Source organism: Pandoraea captiosa (assembly GCF_902459775.1).
Lineage (GTDB): Bacteria > Pseudomonadota > Gammaproteobacteria > Burkholderiales > Burkholderiaceae > Pandoraea > Pandoraea captiosa.
In genome coordinates this window covers 524,139-545,724 of record NZ_CABPSQ010000002.1, presented here as the reverse complement: position 1 = coordinate 545,724, position 21,586 = coordinate 524,139, and the positions used below count along the sequence as shown (strand labels likewise).

Here is a 21,586-nt window from a genome sequence, read left to right as displayed (position 1 = left end):
CGCGACAACGCCCGATACCGCGAACCCGCGATCGTTTCCCCCTTGCCAACTTTGCGACCGCAGACCTGACCTGAAATGAGATACGCCCAATGACCTCGCTTGCCCTGCCTGCCGGGTTGCGCGTGTTCGAGCGCGGCTGGCTCTCATCGAACAACGTGCTGTTCCTCGGCGATACGCCGACGCTCATCGATAGCGGCTACGTCAGCCATTCGGAACAGACGCTTGCGCTCGTCGCGCATGCGTTGCCCGAAGGCCGTGCGCTCGCACGCCTGATCAACACACATCTGCACTCGGACCATTGCGGCGGCAATGCTGCCTTGCAGGCCCGATACGGCTGCCGGACATGGGTGCCGGCGGCCGAGGCCGACTCCGTGCGTCACTGGGACGAGAAGCGACTGTCGTTCGACGCCACCGGCCAGCAGTGTGCGCGCTTCACGTTCGACGACACGCTCTCGCCCGGCGACACCGTGCCCCTCGGCGATCACGAATGGCTCGTGCTGGGCGCGCCCGGACACGATCCGCATGCGCTCATGCTTTACAACGCCGCCGAAGGCATCCTGATCTCCGGCGACGCCCTGTGGGAGCGCGGCTTCGGCGTGATCTTCCCGGAACTCGACGGCGAGTCGGGCTTCGCCGAGCAGGCCGCCGTGCTCGACCTGATCGAGCAGATCGACGTCTCACTGGTCATTCCCGGCCACGGCAAGCCGTTCAACGACATCGACGCCGCGCTCGGCGCTGCACGCTCGCGGCTCGACTATCTGCAAAGCGACCCTGCGCGCAATGCGCGCAACGCACTCAAGGTACTGATCGTTTTCCGCCTCATGGCCGAAGTCACGATGACCGGCGCCTCGCTCAAGGCCACGCTCGACACCGCGCGCGCGTGGCGCAATGCGGCCGCGATGCTCGCGCCGCCATCGGAGTGGCCTGCGCTCCTCGACCAGCTCGTCGCGGAACTGGCGAAAGCCGGCGCGATTCGCTACGACAGCGAGACGGGCGCGCTGCACTCGGTGTGAACGAAGGGGGCTGCGGCAGATGATGGACGGCGATGGTGAATAACGGATGACGGATAAGGAATGACGCGGCGCTGTCGAGGCACCCCGCACACCGGCGATGCGCGGGGCAAAAAAATAACGCCGCTGGCCAGTCACGGCAAGCGGCGTTTGAGGACGTGACGTGCCGGACGAACGCTGCGGTCGCTAACGCGGCGCTCGTCCTGCGACACGGTGATGCTGTGTCCCCTGGCACGCGATTCCATCGTAGTCAGCCCGTTCGCGGCGCCCAAGAGGACTTTCCCTGATAGGGACGAAATATGGACGAGACAGGGACGAGAGAGGGACGGGACTGGCCGGTGGGAACTGAAGCTTTCTTCGAGTGACCGCACGTCGGGCAACGTCCGAATCCCCCTATAATCGAACGACCGTTCGCGAATATCGAGACCACCGAATCCCTTCCGCCACGGCACGCGCTCGCACGCCAATGTCGCAAGTGCCGTCGACCGAACGCCCTGCCTCAGGAGACTCAGGAGACTTCATGGCCCTTCCCAAGATTCTGCAAAACCTGGCGCTGCCCGTGGTGGCGTCGCCCATGTTCATCGTGAGCTACCCGGAGCTGGTGCTCGCGCAGTGCAAGGCCGGCATCGTCGGCTCGTTCCCCGCGCTCAACGCGCGTGAGCCGCAAATTCTCGAGGATTGGCTCTCGCACATCAACGAGGAACTCGCGTCGCACAAGGCAGCGAACCCGGACGCCGTCGTCGGCCCGCTCGCCGTGAATCAGATCGTGCATCAGTCGAATCAGCGACTCGAACACGACGTGCGTGTGTGCGTCGAGCATCGCGTGCCGATCTTCATCACGAGCCTCAGAGCGCCGCCCAAGGAGGTGCTCGATGCAGTGCACAGCTATGGCGGCATCGTGCTGCACGACGTGATCAACCTGCGTCACGCGAACAAGGCGCTCGAAGCCGGTGTCGACGGCCTGATCCTCGTTGCCGCCGGTGCCGGCGGTCACGCGGGCATGCTCTCCCCGTTCGCGCTGGTCGGCGAAGTACGCAAGATCTTCGACGGGCCCATCGTCCTCTCCGGCTCGATCGCCAACGGCGGCTCGATTCTCGCCGCGCAGGCCATGGGCGCCGATCTCGCCTATATCGGCACGCGGTTCATCGCATCGACCGAAGCCAATGCCAGCGATACCTACAAGCAGGCCATCGTCGACGCGAGTGCGAACGACATCATCTACACGAACCTGTTCACCGGCGTATCGGGCAACTACATTCGTCAGAGCATTTTGAACGCGGGTCTCGATCCGGATAATCTGCCCACCGCCGACAAGTCCGCCATGAACTTCTCGAAGGCAAAGGCGTGGAAAGACATCTGGGGCGCGGGCCAGGGCGTGGGGCTGATGGACGATGTGCAACCGGCGGCGGAGATCATCGCGCGGCTCAAACAGGAGTACGACGACACGCGCAAGCGACTCGCAGGCTGATGCGCCACGGCTGACGCCGGGCCAGTCTCATGGGCGACGCGAATGCGAGACGGGCGCCGCCAGTGCGCCCGGCCGACCTCATCCGACGATCGCTTCAAACCATGTGTTTGATGACGAACCTCCTGCGCGCGCCCACCCACGGAACCGCAAACCGATAGTCATCCCGACCGATACGCAAGCCCGGGGCATTGGGGCGATGGCAGTCTTCTCATCCCGGGCCACCGATACGTCAGCGACTCCGTCATGCTGTGTGTGAGATGGCCCTCACTTCGGGAGAGGCCGCCATGCCGCACATCTCGCATCACATCCCGCACCACATTCCACATCACCGCGCGCGGTACGCCACGCCGCGCTATGGCCTGCCGCTCACCAGACAGCGACGTGACTCGCCTGCCACCGCGCCGGGAAGCTTCACCGGCAGCTTTCGCCATGCCGGGCTTCGCTCAGGTGCACGCAAGGCGAGCAAGTCTACGTCGGCGGCAGCGGGCCACGTGAGCAGCAACACGCCCCCCTCCTGTCGCCTATGGCCCGCCACCCTGGCGGTGCTGCTGGTCGCCAACCTGACAACGCCGGCCAGTGGCGCCGTTCCGCGCCGTCATCTGATTGCCGACACGCACGGCAACGCGCATGACCCCGCCAACGATCATTCCCTGCCGCAACTCGCCCCCGCCGCGATGCGTCACGAAGCGTGCCACAGCACCACGGGCGCACCGGACGATGTCGATATCCGCCCCGTCGAGCGCCCGCGCTTCAGATCCGACTACACGCTGACGGACTTGCTTCGCATCGTTGCGGCCTCACGCTCACCGTTCGAGAAGCTGGGCGAATCGCTGGGCGACGCCTACGAGGTCTTCACCGGCGACGTTCCCGCGCCCGAGACCCGCGCAGCGATTCTCCGGGGCGGCATGGCGGCCGATATCGCGACCGGGATCGTGCCTCAGGTACGCATGGCCCGCATGCCGGGCGACATTTCGCATGTCGCGCTCAGGCAAGTCGAGGGACACGGCTTCGTTGCCGAAGACCTTTCGACGTTGATGCAGGCGCTGGATCCGCGCACGTGGCGCGCCGACATCGGGTCGGACACCGTCGCTGCACCAATCGCGCCGGGCGCGCGCAGGGCAATCGACGCCGTTGCCGTTGCCGATGCCATTGCTGCCGTCGACATCCCGGATTCGCTGCCGGAAATGGCCGCCCCCGATGTCCCCGATGTCCCCGATGCCCCCGGACACGACACGTTGGCGAAGCCTCGCATCGAGGGTGAGCGCGAGCATCTTGCCGGCTACGAGCAATCGCCAACGGCGCAGCGTCCACCGGCCGACCGGTCCTCGCAGCCGCTGCTGATCGACGGCCATCACTATCTCCTCGGCGAGAACGGCTACTACCGCGTAAGCCGAGGAACGAGCGAGAGTACGTGGCTGGTGGATGCTCCCCGTCACGACAAGGCGCAGGTGCCCGTCACCTTCGACCCGCTGAGCGGTCATTGGCGTGCGAATCCGCCCTTGCGGCTGTGCGGCGGCGGCTGCGGGCAGAGCAAGCGCATGCCGGAATCCGACAGCATCGTGGACGGCTGGGCCGCCATCGCCTCCACCATCTCGCACCTGCCCGACCTGGATACTCAGGACGCCATTCAGGCAGCCTTCGGCAACCTGAGCAGTCTGCGGCTGCTGCGCGGCAACCGCGTGGACTTGCGCCCCTCCCGCGACTATTCGATCGTCGGGCACCGTGCGGCGCTGCGCAAGGCGATGCGCAATATCGACCGGGATGAACCCCTGCTCCGGCAACAGGAGGAAGTCGCGGCGGCCACGGCGATGTATTACTCGGACAATCCACTGGCCGAAGCCTTCTGTCAGGAGAACGCCGAGATTCTGTTTCATCTGCTGCTCGAAAGTGGCGTCCCGGAAACGCGGATTCGCATGATCACGTTCCAGCCCAAGCATCGTCCGGCGCATGTGATGGTCCTGTATACCGAGTCGGAGACGTTCATCGACATGCTGCACGTCGCCACACCTCAGCCGCTCGTCGTCGGGCGTCCGGACGGTATCGGCAATCGCATGTTCGCGCGCGCCATTTTTCTCACGCGGGACACGACCCTGCTGCTCGACCCGTGGAGCCGGACCAAGGTCACCGGGTTCGCGGGCGCCATGACGGAACGCGACATCGAGCAGCGCCTGAACCGCATGCTCGCCACGCTCGGGCATCGGGAGGATCATCCGTTCGTCGTCTCGATCACGCGACCGCTCGGCCGAGCCGCCGCCACGCGCCCGCACAGTGCAGGCAGTGCAAGCAGCGCGGACAGCCCGGTCAGTGTCGGCAGCGAGAGCAACGGCAGTGTGTTCGATCCGTCGATCGTGCCGGACCTCACCTCCTCGGACGATGCGCCCGAAGACGGCTTCTGACGCACGCACGTCGTTGCCCGCTTCATCTTCCCGTCGGTCCGGGCCGCGCATCTCTTCCCTCTCTTCCCTCTTGCCCCTCTTGCATCACGCCGCGTGAAAGCCCTCTTTCGGAGACGTCGCCATGCCCTACCGCTCCCATTGCCGCGTCACCCACGCATCGCCGCAGTACGGCATGCCGCCCGCAGGTCAGTCCACTCATCAGCCCACTCGTCAGCCGCCTCGTCAGCTCACCCATCAACTCACCCGCATGTGCGCCGATGCAGACGTCGGTCTGGCGCGTTCCTTACGTCGTGCCCGGACCACCCACGCCGCATGCCGAGGCACGCAGCGCAGAGCGTCGAGCGTGTCATGTCACCGGCAACAGGGCGACGTCCCATGTCACACGGGCAAGGCCTGGCCGGCGGCTCTCGCGCTGCTTCTCGTGGCGAACATGATCTCGCCGGTGGCCAGCGGCATTCCGCGCGGCGCAACGCATCGGACACAGCCTGGCAAGGAGGCGCCGTCGTTCGTCGACGGGCAAGCGGCGGCAAGCACGCCGTTGCGCGCCTCATCCGATGGCGTCGCCGTTCGTCCCGTGGAATTCCTGCCGATCAAGTCCGATTACACCCTGTCCGAATTCCTGGGTGCGGTTGCCGCATCGAGCGCCCCGTTCCAGCACACTGGCGGGGCGCTGATCGAGATGTACGCGCTCGTGACTGGCGACACCGTCGATGCCGGAACGCGCAGAAGCATCGACCAATGGACCGAAGCCCTCGACTTCGCCACCGGGCTGATTCCGGATGTCGGCTTGTCGCGTATTCCCGGCGAAGCCGCCGGTATCGCGGCCGAGGGGATCGACGGGCGCGTGCCCGATGCCGGGCGCCTCATGTCGGTGGTGCAGTCTGCCGACGCACGCAACTGGCAAAGTCGTGGCGTCGTCCGCGCGCGTCCAGACTTCGCCCGGATGTACAAGGACCGACGCACACACGCAGGGCGTCGAAACGATGCGTCGCACAGCGTTGCAGCCGCGCAAAACGGTCCGGATGAGACACCACCGTCATTGCCCGAGCCGGTCGGCGCTGCCCTGCCGTCGGCCTCCGACATGTCTGGCGCCGGCAATGGCCCGGCGACGCTTGCGCGACCCGACTGGCACATCGAAGGCGAGCATGAACATTTGCGCGGCTACGCCCAATCGTTCTCTGCGGACCGCCTGCCCGACGATCGCCGTGGTCGTCTGATCCTGCTCGGCGGTCGGCACTACCTTCGCGGGGAAGCCGGTTACTACCACGCCATGCGCGGGCGCAGCGCGGACCACTGGCTCGTGTCGCCCCCACGCGGTAGCGGTCACGTCGCGCAGGTGCCGGTGACGTACGATCCGGCCACCGGCGCATGGCGCGCAGAAAAGCCATTACGCCTTTGTGGCGGCGGGTGTGGGCCGAGCCGCGAAGCGAGCCCCGACAGCATCGCCGTCGATCGGCAGAAGATTTTCGACGCCCTTGCGCACCTCGACGACAGCGCGCGCGAAGGGATTCGCTACGCGTTCAACGATCTGAGTTTGCTGCATCTCACACGCAGCAACCGACCCGATCTTCACATGATGCGAGACAACTCGATCATCGATCACCGCGAAGCGCTGCGTGTCTCGATGAAGCGCATCCGGCGCGACCTGCCGCTGGTCAGGCAACAGGAGGAGGCGTCTCTCATCACCACCATGCACTACTACTGGAATCGCTACAGCGAGGCCTTCTGTCAGGAGAATTCGGAGATCCTGTTTCACTACCTGCTGGCAAACAACATTCCGACCGAGCGGGTTCGCATGATCACCGTGCAACCAAAGAACCGGCCGCCGCACGTGCTGGTGCTGTACACGGAGTCGGAGCGCCTGATCGGTGTGCTCGAATCAGCGACGCCCCAACCGCCGCTGAACCTGGAGCCCGACGGCATCAGCGACATGCTGTTCGCGCGCGAGATCTACGAGTCGCGCGATTCGACCGTGCTGCTCGATCCCTGGAGCCGCGCACGCGCGACGTCCTTCGCGAACGCGAATCATGCCGTCGATCTGGTCGACGCGCTCGACGCGGCGTTCTCCGATATCGGGCATCGGCCTGGCAACCGGTACCGCGTCTCCATCACGCGCCCCCTCGGCGCACGGCGCACCGGCACCGGTCGTCAGGCGAGCGTGGGCAGTCGAGGGAGCGTCGGCAGCAACTCGCTCTCCGGCCAATCGACCGGTGCAACGAGCTGGAATAGCGAGACGGGTCAGGTACCGGGGCCGCCACGCGAGTCGATCGATTTGCCGCAGGCACAGCCCGTCAGTGTGTGAGTGCCTCCCGTTCGTCCACGCAGCGTATTCTTCGGAGACTTCCCCGTGCCTTTGACCCACCATCACCGGGCGTTGCCCGCGCCTGTGTGCTACGGCTTGCCTCATGCGTCGACACGCACGGCACATCGAAATGGTTTTCCCGCCACGTTCCGCCGCGCTCGGACGGCACGGCCGCAGCGAGACAGCCGTGTGCGATCTGCGCCGTCGAGCGCACCGCACGAGCGTGCACACGCGCATCGGCATCCGGGCGGGGCATGGCCCGCAGCACTGGCGATCATGCTGGTCGCGAACTTCGTCACGCCGTCATCGGCAGCGGTACCGCAACGTTTTCGCGACCCCGATGATCCCGCGCGACCGACCGTTCCCGGTGACGTCGTGGCGCGCGACGCCATCTCGCCGATGCCCGACGGTGTCGACGCCGCAGTTCCAGCATTGGAAACATCGGCGGCATCGGGGGTCATGATCGAGCCGGTCAGACACGCGGCGCTCAAATCGCAGTACGCCCCTGTCGACGTACTCAGAGCGCTGGCCGCCGCACGCACGCCGTTCTCCAGCACCGGAGAGTCGATATCCGACGCCTACACACTCGTCACCGGCCGGGAAGTTCCCGCCACCGTTCGTAAAACGGTCAAGGGCTGGACGGCCGCCATCGACATGACCACCGGTTTTCTCCCGGAGGTTCAACTGCTGCGTCTGCCGGCGGAAATCTCCGACGTCGCCGTCGAGCGCATCGACGGCAAGACACCCTCCACCGATCAATTGATCGGGCTGGTGCAATTTGCGTCGCCACGCGGTGTCGGCGCTCCCGCTACCTCCCGTGCCGCGCGGCCGCGAGCGGGCGCGCCGCGCAATGCGCCCGCATTGATTCCGTCGAAGCGCGAGACACCGTGGCAGATACCGAAAGACGAGCGCGCGGGCATCGTCAGCGCGCCGGACAATCTGTCGACCCACGAACGGAGCGCGAGCCGCTTCGCCATCAAGGGCGAGTTCGATCATCTCGACGGGTATGAGCAACGCTTCACCGAAGCCGAGTTGCCGTCCGACAAGGCCTCGCGGCTGGTCGTCGTGGGTGGAAATCGCTATCTTCGCGGGGAGGCAGGCTACTACCGGGCCACACAGGGCATCAGCGCCGATCACTGGCTCATCGACGCCCCGCGACACGCCCGCGCGCAAGTGCCCGTCACCTACGATCACGCGACCGGGCAATGGCAGGCGCACGAACCGTTGCGCCTGTGTGGCGGCGGCTGCGGGTCGAGCCGCCCGTTGACACCGGACAGCATTGCCGGCAGCTTTGAAGACATCTTCTCCGCAACGCGCCATCTGCCCGACGAGTCGGCACAGGAAGCCATTCAGAATGCGTTCGCCGATCTCAGCCGTCTGCATCTCGTACGATCCAATCGTCCCGACTTGCGCACGATGCGGGACAACTCGATCGTCGACCATCGTGCGTCGCTGCGCACCGCGATGAAAGGCATCGACCGTCGGCTGCCGTTGATCAAGCAGCAGTGCCAGGCCGCAGAGGTGACCGCACGGTATTACTACTCCCATCCGTTCACCGAAGCCTTCTGTCAGGAGAATGCCGAGATCCTGTTTTTCTTTTTGCTTCAGGACGGCATCGACATCGACAACCTTCGCATGATTACCGTGCAACCCAAGAATCGGTCGCCGCACGTCATGGTGCTCTACTCGGAGTCGACCCGACTGATCGACATTCTCGACGCCTCGACACCGCATCCGCGCGTGAGCCTGCATCAGGATGGCATCTCGTCCGCGCAATTCGCCTGGGCCGCCTATATGACGCGCGACACCACGTTGCTGCTCGATCCATGGAGCCGCAGCAAGGCGGTCTCGTTCGCACGCGCCGACACGCCGCAAGACGCCGTGGACATTCTCGACGTGGCGTTCACCGACATCGGGCATCGCATCGGCAGTCCGTACACCGTGTCGATTACGCGTCCGCTGACCGCGCGCAAAGGGTTGCTGAGCAGCCATAGCAGCTTCGGTAGTGTCGGCAGCGCAGCAAGCTCGGGCGCGATTTCGGGAAGCTCGGGGAGTTCCGCGACATCGGGGGCAGCGGGGACATCGCTGCTGTCGGCATCCACGTCGGTATCGAGTGCGGCCTTCGAGTTGGGGCTTGACGCGCGTCGCCCATCGGCTGCCGGTGCTGCCGGCAAGCCGCGTACGGCGCCTCAAACGCCCCAGACACCGGAGACACCGGATATGCCGGAAACACAGGAAGCACCGGTCAAAGCCGAATCACCGCAATATGCGGCGAACGACGTCTGAGCGCGCCACGCCTGCGTTACCTGTATCGCCGGCCGGCGCGCCTTGCGCGCGCCGTACCGACTTGCCTCAGTCCATTCAGTCGCTCAGTACGTGTAGACGCCGCGTCCCGTCTTGCGTCCCAGGTAGCCGGCGGCCACCATCTCCTTGAGCAGCGGACAAGGGCGATACTTCGAGTCGGCAAATTCCTCGTAGTAGACGTTCATCACCGACAGGCAGACGTCCAGACCGATCATGTCGGCCAACGCCAGCGGGCCGATCGGGTGGTTGCAGCCGAGCTTCATGCCTTCGTCGATTTCTTCGGGCGACGCCAGATTCTCCGCCAGCACGAAGAAGGCTTCGTTGATCATCGGCACCAGAATCCGGTTGACGACGAAGCCCGGCGCATTCTTCACGGTAATCGGGGACTTGCCGAGCGCACGCGCGAGGGCGTCGACGCGTGCATGCGTTTCGTCGCTCGTTTGCAGGCCGCGAATGATCTCCACGAGTGCCATGAGCGGCACCGGGTTGAAGAAGTGCATGCCGATGAACTGCGCGGGCTTCGAGACGACGGCCGCGAGCTTGGTGATCGAAATCGACGACGTATTGGAGGCAAGAATTGCCCCTTCGCCGACCACACCTTCGAGCTGCTTGAGGATCTTCACCTTCAGATCGAAGTTCTCCGTGGCAGCTTCGATCACGATGTCGGCGCTTGCGAACACCGCGTAGTCGGTGGACGTCTTGATACGCGCGAGCGCAGCCTCCTTGTCGGCGGCGGTGATCTTGTCCTTCTTGATGAGGCGATCGAGGCTGCCGGCAATCGTCGCCACGCCTTTTTGCACCGCCGCGTCGCTGATGTCGACCATCGTCACCGACAATCCGGCCACTGCACAGGCCTGTGCAATGCCGTTACCCATCGTGCCTGCGCCAATGATGCCTACGTGTTGAATCGTCATGTCGTCTCTGCTCCGTTGATGTGGAATTGATGCCGGATCTGCCAAAGGGTTGGGGGGCCCCGTCTTGCGCGGTGCGCAAATCATAGCGCGGACCCGCCGTATCGGTGACACGCGGGACCGCTGTGCGAAACATCTACGACGCCATGCGCGATCATGGATGTCGCCGATCTGCGCGGACAATGAAAAAAGGGGCAGACAACGATGTCTGCCCCTTTTCACACCCGGCAAGTTCGGCAACTTTGGCAAGTCGCTACGGCACGCGCGTGCGGCGCGTGCGCAGGGGTGCCTCAGAACTTCATGCGAATGCCGCCGCCGAAGGTGTCGCCGCCCGAGAGCGTGCTCACCTTGTCGTTCATGTACGCGGCATAAATGTCGGTACGCTTGGACAGGTTGTAGTCGTAGCCGAGCGCCCAGGTCTTGCGGTTTACGTTGCTCGCACCCGAGCTCTTCGTGTACGCATACGAGGCGAGCACCTTGCCGTTACCCAGCGGCACCGACACGCCCAGCTGGCCGCCGTTTTCCGACACGCCACCGCCCGTGACGTTGTTGCGGATGTACTGGTACTGACCGAAGAGCTTCACGACCTGAAGGTCGTACGTGGCGCCCAGTTGCACGGCCTGCTGGCTGCGGAAGCCCGTCATGCCGGCGAGGTCGTCCGGCACGGCGTCGAACTTGACTTGCTGATACGCGAGCGACGCGGCGAACGGACCGTTGAAGTACAGCGCCGATGCGCTCCACTTGTTCTGGCCGGCCTCACCTGCCTTGTTGCCGAATGCGTATGACACGCTGCCCGACAGGCCCTTGAAGTTCGGCGTGGTGTACATCACGGCGTTGCTCCAGCCGGAGTCGCCCACGATACCCTGACCGGCCAGACCGATGAAGGTGTGGAACACCATCGGGCTGAACGTGTACGAGTCGACGAACGGGTTGAAGAGGATCGTCGAGACGAAGTACGACGTGGTCAGTCGACCCATCGTGACCGTACCGGCCGTATCCGATTGCAGGCCGACGTAGGCGTTGCGCGAGAACATCGTATCGCCCTGGAAACGGCCGTACTGACCATTCTGCGGACGGAAGAAGTCTTCGAGCACGAACACGGCCTTCAGGCCGCCGCCGAGATCTTCGCTACCCTTCATGCCCCAGTACGACGTGGACATACCGCCGCCGCCCGGCGTCCAGGCGCGATCGCCGCCCGGATTCTTGACCGCGCCCACCCAGGCGTCGACCTGACCGTACAACGTGACGTTCGATTGCGCGAAGGCCGGTGCACTCATGCACGCGCCCAAAACGATCGCCCCGCCAATTCCCTTGGCCATGCTGCGCTTCATTCACTTCTCCTTGCTTTATGTATTTTGTGTGCCTGTTCCCGCCTTGCACGGGACCTGCCGGCGCCCATTCGAGAAGCGCCTCCCTGTTAAACGGCCGTGATTCTCGCATAGCCGCCCCCCGCTCATAAAGGTCGGAACGGCCGGAAAAATGCACCACACGAAGTGGCTGGGAAATGGTGGAGAGACAAAAATCGGAGGACCATCCGCGCCGCAATTAATCTCGGTATAACGAGATCGATATAACCCGCATATTGCGGGGTTAGCGATCACTCACATACGCGGTGATGTCCACGAATAATGGACGTTGCGCAAGGCCGACCGGCAGCCGGCTTTGGCGGTCGATGAACGCATCTAATGTTGCACATGTGCAACATTCGGTGCAGTCAACCAGTTACGCAGGAAAGAATTTCGGCTGGGGCGCGGTCGGCGAAAATCGCGAGTACGCAGCAGTGAAGCGTCAGTAAAGCGGCAGTAAAGCGGCAGGGGACAGGGAGGGAGAGATGGACGGGATAACGCTGCGCGGCCCGAGCGAGCCGAACGAACCGATGAGGGGGCGGCAGCACTCACCGCCCACGCAAACGTCGACGCGTCAGCGGTTGCGGCGACCGCCCTCGCCGCGCTGGCCACGAGGTTCGCCTTGCGGCGTGTACTGGCGCTCACGCGGTTCCGCCGGCGCAGCCCAGTTCGGATAAGCCGCCTGTCCGCGACCGCGATCCGCGTTGAAACGACTGATGTCTTCGCGCAGCGATGCCTTGTTCAGGTCCAGCATGTCGCGACCCCGCCCGCCGTCGGCCCAGGCAGGCAAGGCACACACCAGCAGTAACAGGAAGCAGCAACGCAGTCGGGCACTCATTTCGGTTCAGCCACATCACCCGGCCACGAAGGTGGGGCCGGTTGGCACGAGACGCGGTTTCCACCTGTGGGTGACAGGTGCGCCATACGCCTCACGAATGACTTTACCGGGTCAGCCGAACGAGCGTCGACCGAAAAGATGTTAATGCGCAGAGCGGTCTGCAACCGTTTGTAACTGCCGTGCCCCCGAGGGCAAACCGTGGTGCCCGGCCCAGGTCACGATGCGCCGCCCCGCCTTTACCGGCGGGGCTGAGCACGACGCTCCCGCGTGCCCCTGAGCTGCGTCGTTTTACTTGTCTACCTGCTTCTCGACCGACAGCGAAATCTCGCGCATCCGTTCACCGCGCGGCGTCACCAGATCCTGCGCCGTAATGGTGAAATTGACCGGACGCGCGAATTTCCGGCTCGCGCTTTGCCATTCGGCAGGCAGTCCGGCGGGATTCGTCGTGGTCGTGCGCATGGTCGTCACGCCGCGGGTGCAACGCGACACGTCGGTGGCGAACTTCTGCGCCTGACGGCGCAAGTCCATCGGCGTGATCTTCTGGTAATCCCAGATGCATTCGTAGGTCGGCGCGAGGCCTGTGGCGCGGAACACCTTGCAGTCGCCGCCCGGCACCGAATAGGTCGCCTGATAGCTCTCGCCAAGTTCGTTCTTGGCCACGAGCGGGCCCGTCACGTCTTCAAAGCCGGTTTGTGCGCTCTTGGCGAGCATGAGGATGCCCTCGCACTGGTCGGCGGCGAACGCCGTCTGGGCTGCGCAAAGGCACGCCAGCAAGGCCCATCGTTGTAGAGGTTTCGTTGACATTATTGGAATGTTCGACTGGGTACGCCAGTGCGCGGCGTGGCTGCCATGCGCGCTTTCATGCTTTCACGCCCTCGCGCCTTTGCCGGTTCACGTATTGCCTGGAATGGTGCCATTAGAACGCAAAGTTCGCGCGGACGAAACCACAGTCATGAGGGAAATCGTGCGTCAATTCGAGTGCGTCCTCTTCCGATAGTTCTCGCCAGACACAGGCGTCGCTCTCATCCGAAAAGCCGATTGGCGAGTGGCGTGCGCGTCCTATACTCCAATGGCAGCGAAGCTGCACGGGCACGGCCGGGAACCCTGCGGGGTTCATCCGCTTCACGGCAATGCCCTCTGGTGCCAAGTCTCCTTGGCCCATACCATGCCGCGCCGGTACACGCGGCTGGCGATGCCCTGATGGGGCCTCAACCGGCGGCTTAGTCCGCCGGTTTCCATTTGTGCGTTCCATGCCCGCCCCAGGGTCCATGCACTGCGTGCGCTCACGGTGAGCCCGCCCCACTCATGCCGACGGACTAAGCGAAAGTGCGGATTTCGCCTACGGCACCTGTCTGCAACTATCGAATCACAAGACCAATATTTACCGGGCACTCACCTTCGGGAAGTCAACGGAGCGTTTGTGTACACCAACGGGTACGGCACGTCGCACCTGATCGACTTCGTTCGCGGTCATGGCGGCACGCTGGCGCATGTGCTTGGCGCGCTCGGTCGGTTTCGCCTCCGGCACGGCCATTGGCCGTCCCGCGTCTTTCTCTATCCCGAGACCCTCGCCGCGCTCGTCCAGGACCTCACGCCCCTGGGCTTCTACCGCGTTCAGCAGCGACTCGACGTCGTGGCCGATCTGGAGCGCGACCTGTTCTGTTCGGACGACTGCGGCAACGTTGCCGTGTATCGCATACAGGCCCCTTCGAACCCGGCGAGCGTCGACGCTGCCGCCGTTTGGCTCGGCCTTGCGCTGCCCGCAGTGGCATCGACGGTCCCGCGTCCCCCCACATCGTCGGCAAGGTCGGGTACAGCGGACACGTCCGATATGCAGGAGGACGATGCCCAGCCGCGCCCGTACGTCGCGCCATCACCGCCGAGCTGATCTCGGCGCGCCGCCGGAGAGTTGTCATGAACCGACTCGCAATCGTTCTCGATGGTCTGATGCTGCTCTACCTCGCTGCGGCGACGGTGGTCGGCGTGCAATCGAGCGCCGCCGACGGGCACGCGCTGCTGGCCAGCGTGCTCGGCGTGTTGCTCGCGCTTTGTGTGCTCGCCATGATCGCGGCGCCGTTCTACGTTTCGCTCGTGGTACTCGTCGCGCAGTCCGAGCGATATCTGCGTCTGGCCGCATGGTTGCATCGCGTGCTGCTCTCGCTAATGGTATTGCTGACGGTTTTCTCGCTGCTTGCACGCGATACGGTGGAAGTGTCCGCCCCGCTGTTCGTGCTCGTCGCGCTCGTGTGCGTCGTCAATCTCGTGGCGCTGTCCAGACGACGCACTCACTTCGAGACGTTCCATCTGTTCGAACATTGACATTGGGGTGTCCTGGGCGTGCGTGCTGCCGACGCTGTCCACGCGTTGCGGGCGATGCTCGCCATCATGCGCCGCACGTCGATTTGCGAGCGGCGCGCAGGCGGTGCTAGACTGCGCGGCATGAATCGCTGGCGCAAACTCCTCGTGCTGATGCTGTTGTGCGTAACCATGCCGTTACAGGCCATGGCTGCGCTGCGCACGCATTGCGCGCCGGGAACGCCTGCGACGTCGGCGACGTCGGCGCAAGCTGCCGCTGCGACGGCAAGCGAGGCCGCCGTCATGGCGCCACTGCCGATGCCCCGGCATTACGCGACGACGTCCGGCGGCGTGGCCATGGACGACCACGCGATGTCCGGCGCACACCATCACGGTGACGACGGCGTGATCGCTTCATTGCGCGAACCTGGCGCCTTGCCGGACTCGCACGATGCCGGGGGCGCGCACAGTCTTCACGCCAGTTGCTCCGCGTGTGCGGCGTGCGTCGTCTGCACGGCGCTGCCGCCAAGCGTGGCGCTGCGCCTGCCGGACGCCCAGCCGTCCACCGCCATTCCTTTCCTGCGTACGTCTGCCGCCAGTGCCGTCGTCGCAGTGCCTGAACGCCCTCCCAAAGCACTCGCCGTCTGACGACACTGCGTCCACCGCGCACGCGCGAACCGGATGCACGTCGTCTTCGTTCCCCGTCGAACTGACTTACGTCGTCGTGCACGACCGGCCCCGGCTCACTCGCGGTCCATGCTGGCCACGTCATGCACACCGTAAGTCCGTCCGCCCGATGAATGGGTGATGCGCGACGGCGTTCGGGCCTTTCCTGCCTTTCCGACATTTGGCAGGCCGAGCGCATCGTCTGCGGCATCGCCGTATCGACGAGTCTTTCGATGACGCTTCTTCTCTTACGACGGCACGCGTGGCGCGTGCCTGTCGCGCTATCGCTGTGGGGTGCCGGGTCGGTAACCGCCACCGCAGCAGACAGCGCGACGCCACCGGTCGTGATCCACGACCCGGCTTCTCCGGACGCCCCTGCGGGTCCCATTCCCGCCAGCGTGCTCGGTGACTTCACCGCACCGGCGTTGTCGGTGCCGACCGGCGACTGGCGCGCGATCAACGCCAGCGTGTCCGGCAACGCCGGCATGTCGGGCGGCCACCACGATATGCCCCGTCAACGCGACAATCCCCCAACCACGCCGACGGGCCATGCGGGACACAACATGCCGGCCTCACCAGCATCGATGGACCACAGCGCAATGGGTCACAAGATGCCGATGACTCCGGCGCCCGCTGCGCATGGCGGACACATCCCGGAAGGGGACTCGCAATGAGGCACGCGACTTCCTTTCCTTCGACATTGCGCATCGCCACGGGCACCCCGTCGCATGTCGCACCGTCGCATGTCGCGTCGTTAGGCCGGCGACCTTCCCGGCGAACACCGTTCGTCCTTGCCTCACTCACCGCGCTCGCGACGCTCGCCCTCTCGGGCTGCGCCACGTTCAGCGACGACGGCGGTTTCTCCCCTGTCGCGCAAGCCACGCAAAAGCGTCTCGGCGCCTCCGCCGTCTGGGCGCGTGACGACGCCACCGCGCAAGCGCTGGCCGATGCCCGCGACGACTTGCTCAAGCGGCCGCTCGACATCGACGCCGCCGTTCGTGTCACGCTGCTCAACCATCGCGGCTTGCAGGCGACCTATGCGGAACTCGGTATTGCCGAGGCGTCGCTCGTACAGGCCGGACGGTTGCCTAATCCGCGCTTCTCGTTCCAGCGCGTGCAAGGCGGCGGCGACGTCAGCATCGAACGCACGTGGGGCATCGACTTCGTGCGCGTGCTGACGATGCCGCTGGCCGCGCGCATCGAAGCGCGTCGCTTCGCGCAAGTGCAGGCGCAGGTAACGCAAGCCATTGTCGAACAGGCCACGCTCACGCGCCGGGCCTGGATCGACGCCGTTGCCGCACAGGAGCGCGTGGCGATCCTCGAGCAAACCCGTCTTGCCACGCAGGCCGCGAGCGAACTCGCCGACGGCATGACCCGCGCAGGCAACTTCAGCGCGATGCGCCGCACGCAAGCGAATCTCGTCTACGCGGACACGGCGGCGCGGCTCGCCCGCGCACGCGAGCAGGCCAACTCGGCGCGCGAACATCTGGCGCGCCAGATGGGTCTGTGGGGGCAACAACTGGAATTCACGCTGCCCTCGCGATTGCCCGACTTGCCGCGCACCCGGCCGGCCTGGCCAGATGCGCAAGCGCAAGCCCTGCGCGAGCGTGCCGACGTGCGCGCCGCGCGCGCAGCGCTCGACGCCACGGCCAGCGACCTCGGTCTCACGCGCGTCACGCGTATCGTCAACGTGCTCGACACGGCATACCGCAACAACAGCGAGACAGGCAAACCCAGCGAACACGGCTATGAGATTTCACTGGAGGTTCCGCTGTTCGACAGGGGCTCGGCGCGCGTTGCCGGTGCCGAAGCGCGCTATCGCCAGAGTGTCGACCGTCTGGCGGACACGGCGGTGGCCGCGCGTGCCGACGTTCGCACGCGACGTGCGCAGGCGCTCGCCGCGTGGGACATCGCGGAGCATTACCGCACGACGATCCTGCCGATGCGCCAGCGCGTCTCGGACGAATGGTTGCTGCGATACAACGGCATGCTGGCGAGCGTGTTCGATCTGCTCACCGATGCCCGCGAGCAACGTGACACGATCCTCGGCGACATCGATGCGAGGGCCGACTACTGGCTTGCCGACACCGCGTTTCGGGAAAGCGTCGGCGGGGCAGAACCGGACGAGGCAGACACACCGCCGGGCGCGAACGCCCAGGCGCGGGGCACGCCCTCTGCATCGGGCAGCGTCGCCACAGGCGTAGCAACGCCAACGCCAACATCCTCGCAACCGTCACCACCCACACAGCCCTCGCAATCCCATCGACACGGAGGTGACGCATGACTTCGCGCCGACGATTCCTGCGCAACGCCAGTCTTGCCGTCATGGGCGCGGCTGCCGTCGAACGCACCAGCCTCGCCGCGCTGCCGGACGCCGCCACGCGCAACGATGCCAGCACCGCCAAGCCCCTCTCACCGCCGAACGGGCGGCCCTATCGCCCCGTTGTCACGCTCAACGGCTGGACACTGCCGTGGCGCATGCGCAATGGCGTCAAGGAGTTCCATCTGGTCGCCGAGCCTGTCGTGCGGGAAATTGCGCCCGGCATGCAAGCGAACCTCTGGGGCTATAACGGCCAGAGCCCGGGCCCGACCATCGAAGTCGTCGAAGGTGACCGTGTCCGCCTTTACGTGACGAACAAGCTGCCCGAAGCGACGAGCGTGCACTGGCACGGCCAGCGATTGCCCAACGGGATGGACGGCGTAGCCGGCCTCAACCAGCGCGCGATCGCTCCCGGCCAGACATATGTCTACGAGTTCGAGGCCAAACGTCCGGGCACATTCATGTATCACCCGCATGCGGACGAGATGATGCAAATGGCGATGGGCCTCATGGGGTTCTGGGTCACGCATCCGAAAGACCCGTCGTTCATGCCGGTGGATCGCGACTACGTCTTCCTCATCAACGCCTATGCGATCGACCCCGGCACGCGCACGCCGCGCGTGAACGAGATGACGGACTTCAACCTGTGGACCTGGAACAGTCGTGCCTTCCCCGGCATCGATCCGCTGGTCGCGCGCCAGGGCGACCGGGTGCGAATCCGCATCGGCAATCTGACCATGACGAATCACCCGATTCACCTGCACGGGCACGAATTCAAGGTCACGGGCACCGATGGCGGCTGGGTGCCGCCAACGGCGCAGTGGCCCGAGGTCACCACGGATGTCGCCGTCGGGCAAATGCGCGCCATCGAGTTCGACGCCACCGAACCCGGCGACTGGGCGTTGCATTGTCACAAGTCGCACCACACGATGAACCCGATGGGACACGACGTGCCCACCATGCTCGGTGTCAACCAGCGCGAGATCGCCGCGAAGATCGCCCGCATCATTCCCGACTACATGGCCATGGGCGAGACCGGCGGGTCGATGAACGGCATGGACATGCCGTTGCCCGAAAACACGCTGCCGATGATGACGGGCACCGGCCCGTACGGCCCCATCGAAATGGGCGGCATGTTCACCACCCTGAAAGTGCGGCAGGACCTGCCGCGCGACAGTTATCGCGATCCCGGCTGGTATCGCGCGCCACGCGGCTCCGTCGCAAGTCCGTGGCAAGGCAGCACTTCAGCGTTACCCTCTACCCATCGCCAGCCCGCAAAGGCGGCCAAAACCGGAGTCAAATCATGATTCGCACGCCCCTCGGCTCACGCCACGATGCAAGCCTCGACTCACTTCTCGGTTCACGCTTCGGTTCACGCTTCGGTTCACTTCTCGGTTCACCCTTCGGTTCGCCCGTCAGTTCGCCCCTCGGGTCGAACACGGCCCCGCATACCGCCGGGCAAAGCCGCTTGCAACGTGCGGCGCGACGCCTGCGCTTCGTGCGCGTTCCTATGCTGAGTGCGGCCATGCTCGGGCTTGCCACGCCCGCGTTCGCCGACGATTCACACGCGACGCATGCCATGCACGCGCAGCACAGCCATGGGGGTGAAGCGGCCGCTATCGGCGAGCCGGGCGACGACGCGAAGGCGACGCGCACCGTCGACGTCGACATGCGCGACACCATGCGTTTCTCGCCCGCCACGCTGACGGTCAAGCGTGGCGACACGGTGCGCTTCGTGGTGGCGAACAACGGCAAGATTCGTCACGAGTTGACGCTGGGCACAGCGGCTTCGCTCGCCGAGCACGCCAAAATGATGCAGCAGATGCCGGGCATGACGCACACCGAAGCCAACGCCGTGACGGTCGAACCGGGTCAGAAGAAAACGCTGGTGTGGCATTTCACGCAAGCCGGCACCGTCGACTTCGCCTGTCTGGAGCCCGGTCACTTCGAAGCCGGCATGCGCGGGGTGATCAACGTGCGATAGCGTTGGAGGTGAGGTCAATCTCGGGTCGAGTTCGGGCCAAAGCTCGGGCCGAGATGGCGTCGACAACGCCCGAACACCTCAGTCGTCACATCGTTCGAGGCCGCCGCTCAACGCTTGCGTTGCGGCGGCTTCGAACGCCTCCACGTCACGCGCCTTCATTCGCAAGCGCAGGGTAACGGCGTCGTCGTAAGCGACGTCGAGCACGTCCGCGGCGTGACGCTCCGCCAGCCGGCGCAGCGTCGCTTCATGCGCGAAAGCGCAGCGATACCGCGGCTGCGCCATCGGCTCGACGGCAGTGAGCGTTGCGAGCTTGAGCGCCTCGCTCACCGCCTGTCCGTACGCACGCGTCAGCCCGCCGGCACCGAGCTTGATACCGCCGTAGTAGCGCACCACCACCGCGAACACGTTCATCAGCCCCTTGTGCATGAGCACGTTGTACATCGGCTTCGCGGCGGTGCCGCCCGGCTCGCCGTCGTCGTCGAAACCCGACGCGCCATCGCACAACAATACCCAGCAGTAATGCGTGGCGTTCGGAAAGCGCACGCGCAACGCATCCAATTCGCGCATGGCCGATTCACGCGACGCGATGGGCATGACGATGCCGATAAACCGGCTCTTTCTGATGTCCAGCTCGGTTTCGACCGGTGCTGCCAATGCGTACATACGACTGTCGTTCCCTGACGTTTCCCCGAGCCTTACAGGCTCACTTCGCCGCGTGCGATCTCGATGACGTTACCGCCCACTCGAATCTCGCGCTTTTCCGTGACTTCGAGCGTCAGTCGGCACGGACGCTCGATCGCATCGCCCTGCGACACGCGCGCACGCACCGGCAGCGGATAGTCCTGCCCGATCAGCCATCCGCCGAGGTTGGCGCACGCCGAGCCCGTACCCGGATCTTCGCTGACACCTCCGCCCTGCGTGGTGAAGAAGTATCGTGCCGTCACCTGCAATTCGTTACCCGTCTGATCGTCGATGGAGAACACGTACCCGGTCTTGCGCTCCAGGCTCGAGAGCGGCCAACGCTCCAGCTTCGCGCTGTCGGGTTGTGCACGGGCAACGGCTTCGGCGTTGCGCACCGGAATCAGCAACTGGTCGGCCCCCGTGTCGACCCACTGCGGCGATTGCGCGAGGTCGTCGCGGCTCAGGCGCACGAGCGCCGCGATGTCCGCATCCGCCTCGGTCGCCTTCTCGATCTTCGGCTCCCCCGACGACGGCGCCGTCAACGTCCAGTGATCGCCCTTGGCCTGGACCGGCACCAGACCCGCTGCGAACTGCAGCGTGACGTGATCGCCCAGATTGCGCATGGCACGCAGCACATGGGCCGTGCCGAGCGTCGGATGGCCCGCGAAACGCATTTCGTAGCCGGGGGTGAAGATCCGCACATGCGCATCGGCCGTCTCCGACGGCAAGATGAAAGTCGTCTCGGACAGATTGAACTGGCGTGCCAGCGAACGCATCTCGTCGTCGCTCAACCCCCGCGCGTCTTCGAACACGCACAGCGGATTGCCGCCGAAGGCGGATTCGGCGAAGACATTGACGATGCGGAATGCGTAACTGCGGCTCATGGCGATGCTCCAGTAGAGAGTGATCGGACAGGGTGACAGCCTCCCCACCTTGTGAGTGAGGGCGACCGCCGGTCGGCGGGCCTTGCCGTCCGATTCGCGGGGCGGTCGGCTGACCTTTCAAATGAAGGCTCGTAGTCTCGCACATCGGCTCCCGGCACGCGCGCCAATGCAGCCGTTTTCG

18 protein-coding genes are annotated in these 21,586 nt (G+C 65.2%); 12 read left to right on the top strand and 6 right to left on the bottom strand.

Going from position 1 to position 21,586, the window contains the following annotated elements; translation table 11 throughout:
- Positions 1–89 precede the first annotated feature (89 nt).
- The 5 genes from PCA31118_RS07670 to PCA31118_RS07650 all read left to right on the top strand — a co-directional run bounded on the left by PCA31118_RS07670 (position 90) and on the right by PCA31118_RS07650 (position 9,462).
- Entirely contained in the window at positions 90–1,013 is a 924-nt protein-coding gene (locus PCA31118_RS07670) for an MBL fold metallo-hydrolase (protein WP_150624521.1), read from the top strand.
- A 517-nt stretch (positions 1,014–1,530) separates the two neighbouring features.
- Positions 1,531–2,478 (top strand): NAD(P)H-dependent flavin oxidoreductase, encoded by a 948-nt coding sequence (locus PCA31118_RS07665; RefSeq protein WP_150624519.1) that lies wholly within the window; start codon positions 1,531–1,533, stop codon positions 2,476–2,478.
- Between the two features lie 284 nt (positions 2,479–2,762).
- Entirely contained in the window at positions 2,763–4,874 is a 2,112-nt protein-coding gene (locus PCA31118_RS27495; protein WP_150624517.1) for a hypothetical protein, read from the top strand.
- Between the two features lie 121 nt (positions 4,875–4,995).
- Entirely contained in the window at positions 4,996–7,176 is a 2,181-nt protein-coding gene (locus tag PCA31118_RS07655; protein ID WP_150624515.1) for a hypothetical protein, read from the top strand.
- Positions 7,177–7,365: 189 nt separating this feature from the next.
- Positions 7,366–9,462: a hypothetical protein gene (locus tag PCA31118_RS07650; protein WP_150624513.1), complete on the top strand. Its 2,097-nt coding sequence runs from the start codon at positions 7,366–7,368 to the stop codon at positions 9,460–9,462.
- 83 nt (positions 9,463–9,545) lie between these two features.
- Here PCA31118_RS07650 and PCA31118_RS07645 read toward each other — a convergent pair whose 3' ends face one another.
- The 4 genes from PCA31118_RS07645 to PCA31118_RS07630 all read right to left on the bottom strand — a co-directional run bounded on the left by PCA31118_RS07645 (position 9,546) and on the right by PCA31118_RS07630 (position 13,379).
- On the bottom strand, positions 9,546–10,394 hold the full coding sequence (locus PCA31118_RS07645) for a 3-hydroxybutyryl-CoA dehydrogenase (protein WP_150624511.1): 849 nt from the start codon (positions 10,392–10,394) through the stop codon (positions 9,546–9,548).
- A gap of 287 nt (positions 10,395–10,681) precedes the next feature.
- The gene (locus PCA31118_RS07640) at positions 10,682–11,722 is read right to left on the bottom strand and encodes a porin (protein WP_150624509.1); all 1,041 of its coding nucleotides are present in this window, start codon (positions 11,720–11,722) and stop codon (positions 10,682–10,684) included.
- A 589-nt stretch (positions 11,723–12,311) separates the two neighbouring features.
- Complete coding sequence (locus tag PCA31118_RS07635) at positions 12,312–12,575, bottom strand: hypothetical protein (protein ID WP_150624507.1); 264 nt, start codon at positions 12,573–12,575, stop codon at positions 12,312–12,314.
- Positions 12,576–12,863: 288 nt separating this feature from the next.
- The gene (locus PCA31118_RS07630; protein ID WP_150624505.1) at positions 12,864–13,379 is read right to left on the bottom strand and encodes a hypothetical protein; all 516 of its coding nucleotides are present in this window, start codon (positions 13,377–13,379) and stop codon (positions 12,864–12,866) included.
- A gap of 616 nt (positions 13,380–13,995) precedes the next feature.
- Here PCA31118_RS07630 and PCA31118_RS07625 point away from each other — a divergent pair.
- From PCA31118_RS07625 to PCA31118_RS07595, 7 genes are all read left to right on the top strand, one after another.
- Positions 13,996–14,463, top strand: a complete 468-nt coding sequence (locus PCA31118_RS07625) for a hypothetical protein (RefSeq protein ID WP_150624503.1) — start codon at positions 13,996–13,998, stop codon at positions 14,461–14,463.
- Between the two features lie 26 nt (positions 14,464–14,489).
- The gene (locus tag PCA31118_RS07620; protein ID WP_150624501.1) at positions 14,490–14,894 is read left to right on the top strand and encodes a hypothetical protein; all 405 of its coding nucleotides are present in this window, start codon (positions 14,490–14,492) and stop codon (positions 14,892–14,894) included.
- A gap of 18 nt (positions 14,895–14,912) precedes the next feature.
- Entirely contained in the window at positions 14,913–15,518 is a 606-nt protein-coding gene (locus PCA31118_RS07615; RefSeq protein ID WP_150624499.1) for a hypothetical protein, read from the top strand.
- Between the two features lie 251 nt (positions 15,519–15,769).
- The gene (locus PCA31118_RS07610) at positions 15,770–16,210 is read left to right on the top strand and encodes a hypothetical protein (protein ID WP_150624497.1); all 441 of its coding nucleotides are present in this window, start codon (positions 15,770–15,772) and stop codon (positions 16,208–16,210) included.
- Positions 16,207–17,820 carry a TolC family protein gene (locus PCA31118_RS07605; RefSeq protein ID WP_150624495.1) on the top strand — a complete coding sequence of 538 codons (1,614 nt, stop codon included), beginning with the start codon at positions 16,207–16,209 and terminating at the stop codon, positions 17,818–17,820. The genes PCA31118_RS07610 and PCA31118_RS07605 overlap by 4 nt, the downstream gene beginning before the upstream one ends.
- On the top strand, positions 17,817–19,163 hold the full coding sequence (locus tag PCA31118_RS07600; protein ID WP_150624493.1) for a multicopper oxidase family protein: 1,347 nt from the start codon (positions 17,817–17,819) through the stop codon (positions 19,161–19,163). The genes PCA31118_RS07605 and PCA31118_RS07600 overlap by 4 nt, the downstream gene beginning before the upstream one ends.
- Positions 19,160–19,840 carry a cupredoxin domain-containing protein gene (locus tag PCA31118_RS07595; protein WP_246190125.1) on the top strand — a complete coding sequence of 227 codons (681 nt, stop codon included), beginning with the start codon at positions 19,160–19,162 and terminating at the stop codon, positions 19,838–19,840. The genes PCA31118_RS07600 and PCA31118_RS07595 overlap by 4 nt, the downstream gene beginning before the upstream one ends.
- Before the next feature lie 78 nt (positions 19,841–19,918).
- Here PCA31118_RS07595 and PCA31118_RS07590 read toward each other — a convergent pair whose 3' ends face one another.
- Complete coding sequence (locus PCA31118_RS07590) at positions 19,919–20,503, bottom strand: IMPACT family protein (protein WP_150624491.1); 585 nt, start codon at positions 20,501–20,503, stop codon at positions 19,919–19,921.
- Between the two features lie 32 nt (positions 20,504–20,535).
- Complete coding sequence (locus PCA31118_RS07585) at positions 20,536–21,405, bottom strand: PhzF family phenazine biosynthesis protein (RefSeq protein ID WP_150624489.1); 870 nt, start codon at positions 21,403–21,405, stop codon at positions 20,536–20,538.
- Between the last annotated feature and the right edge of the window lie 181 nt (positions 21,406–21,586).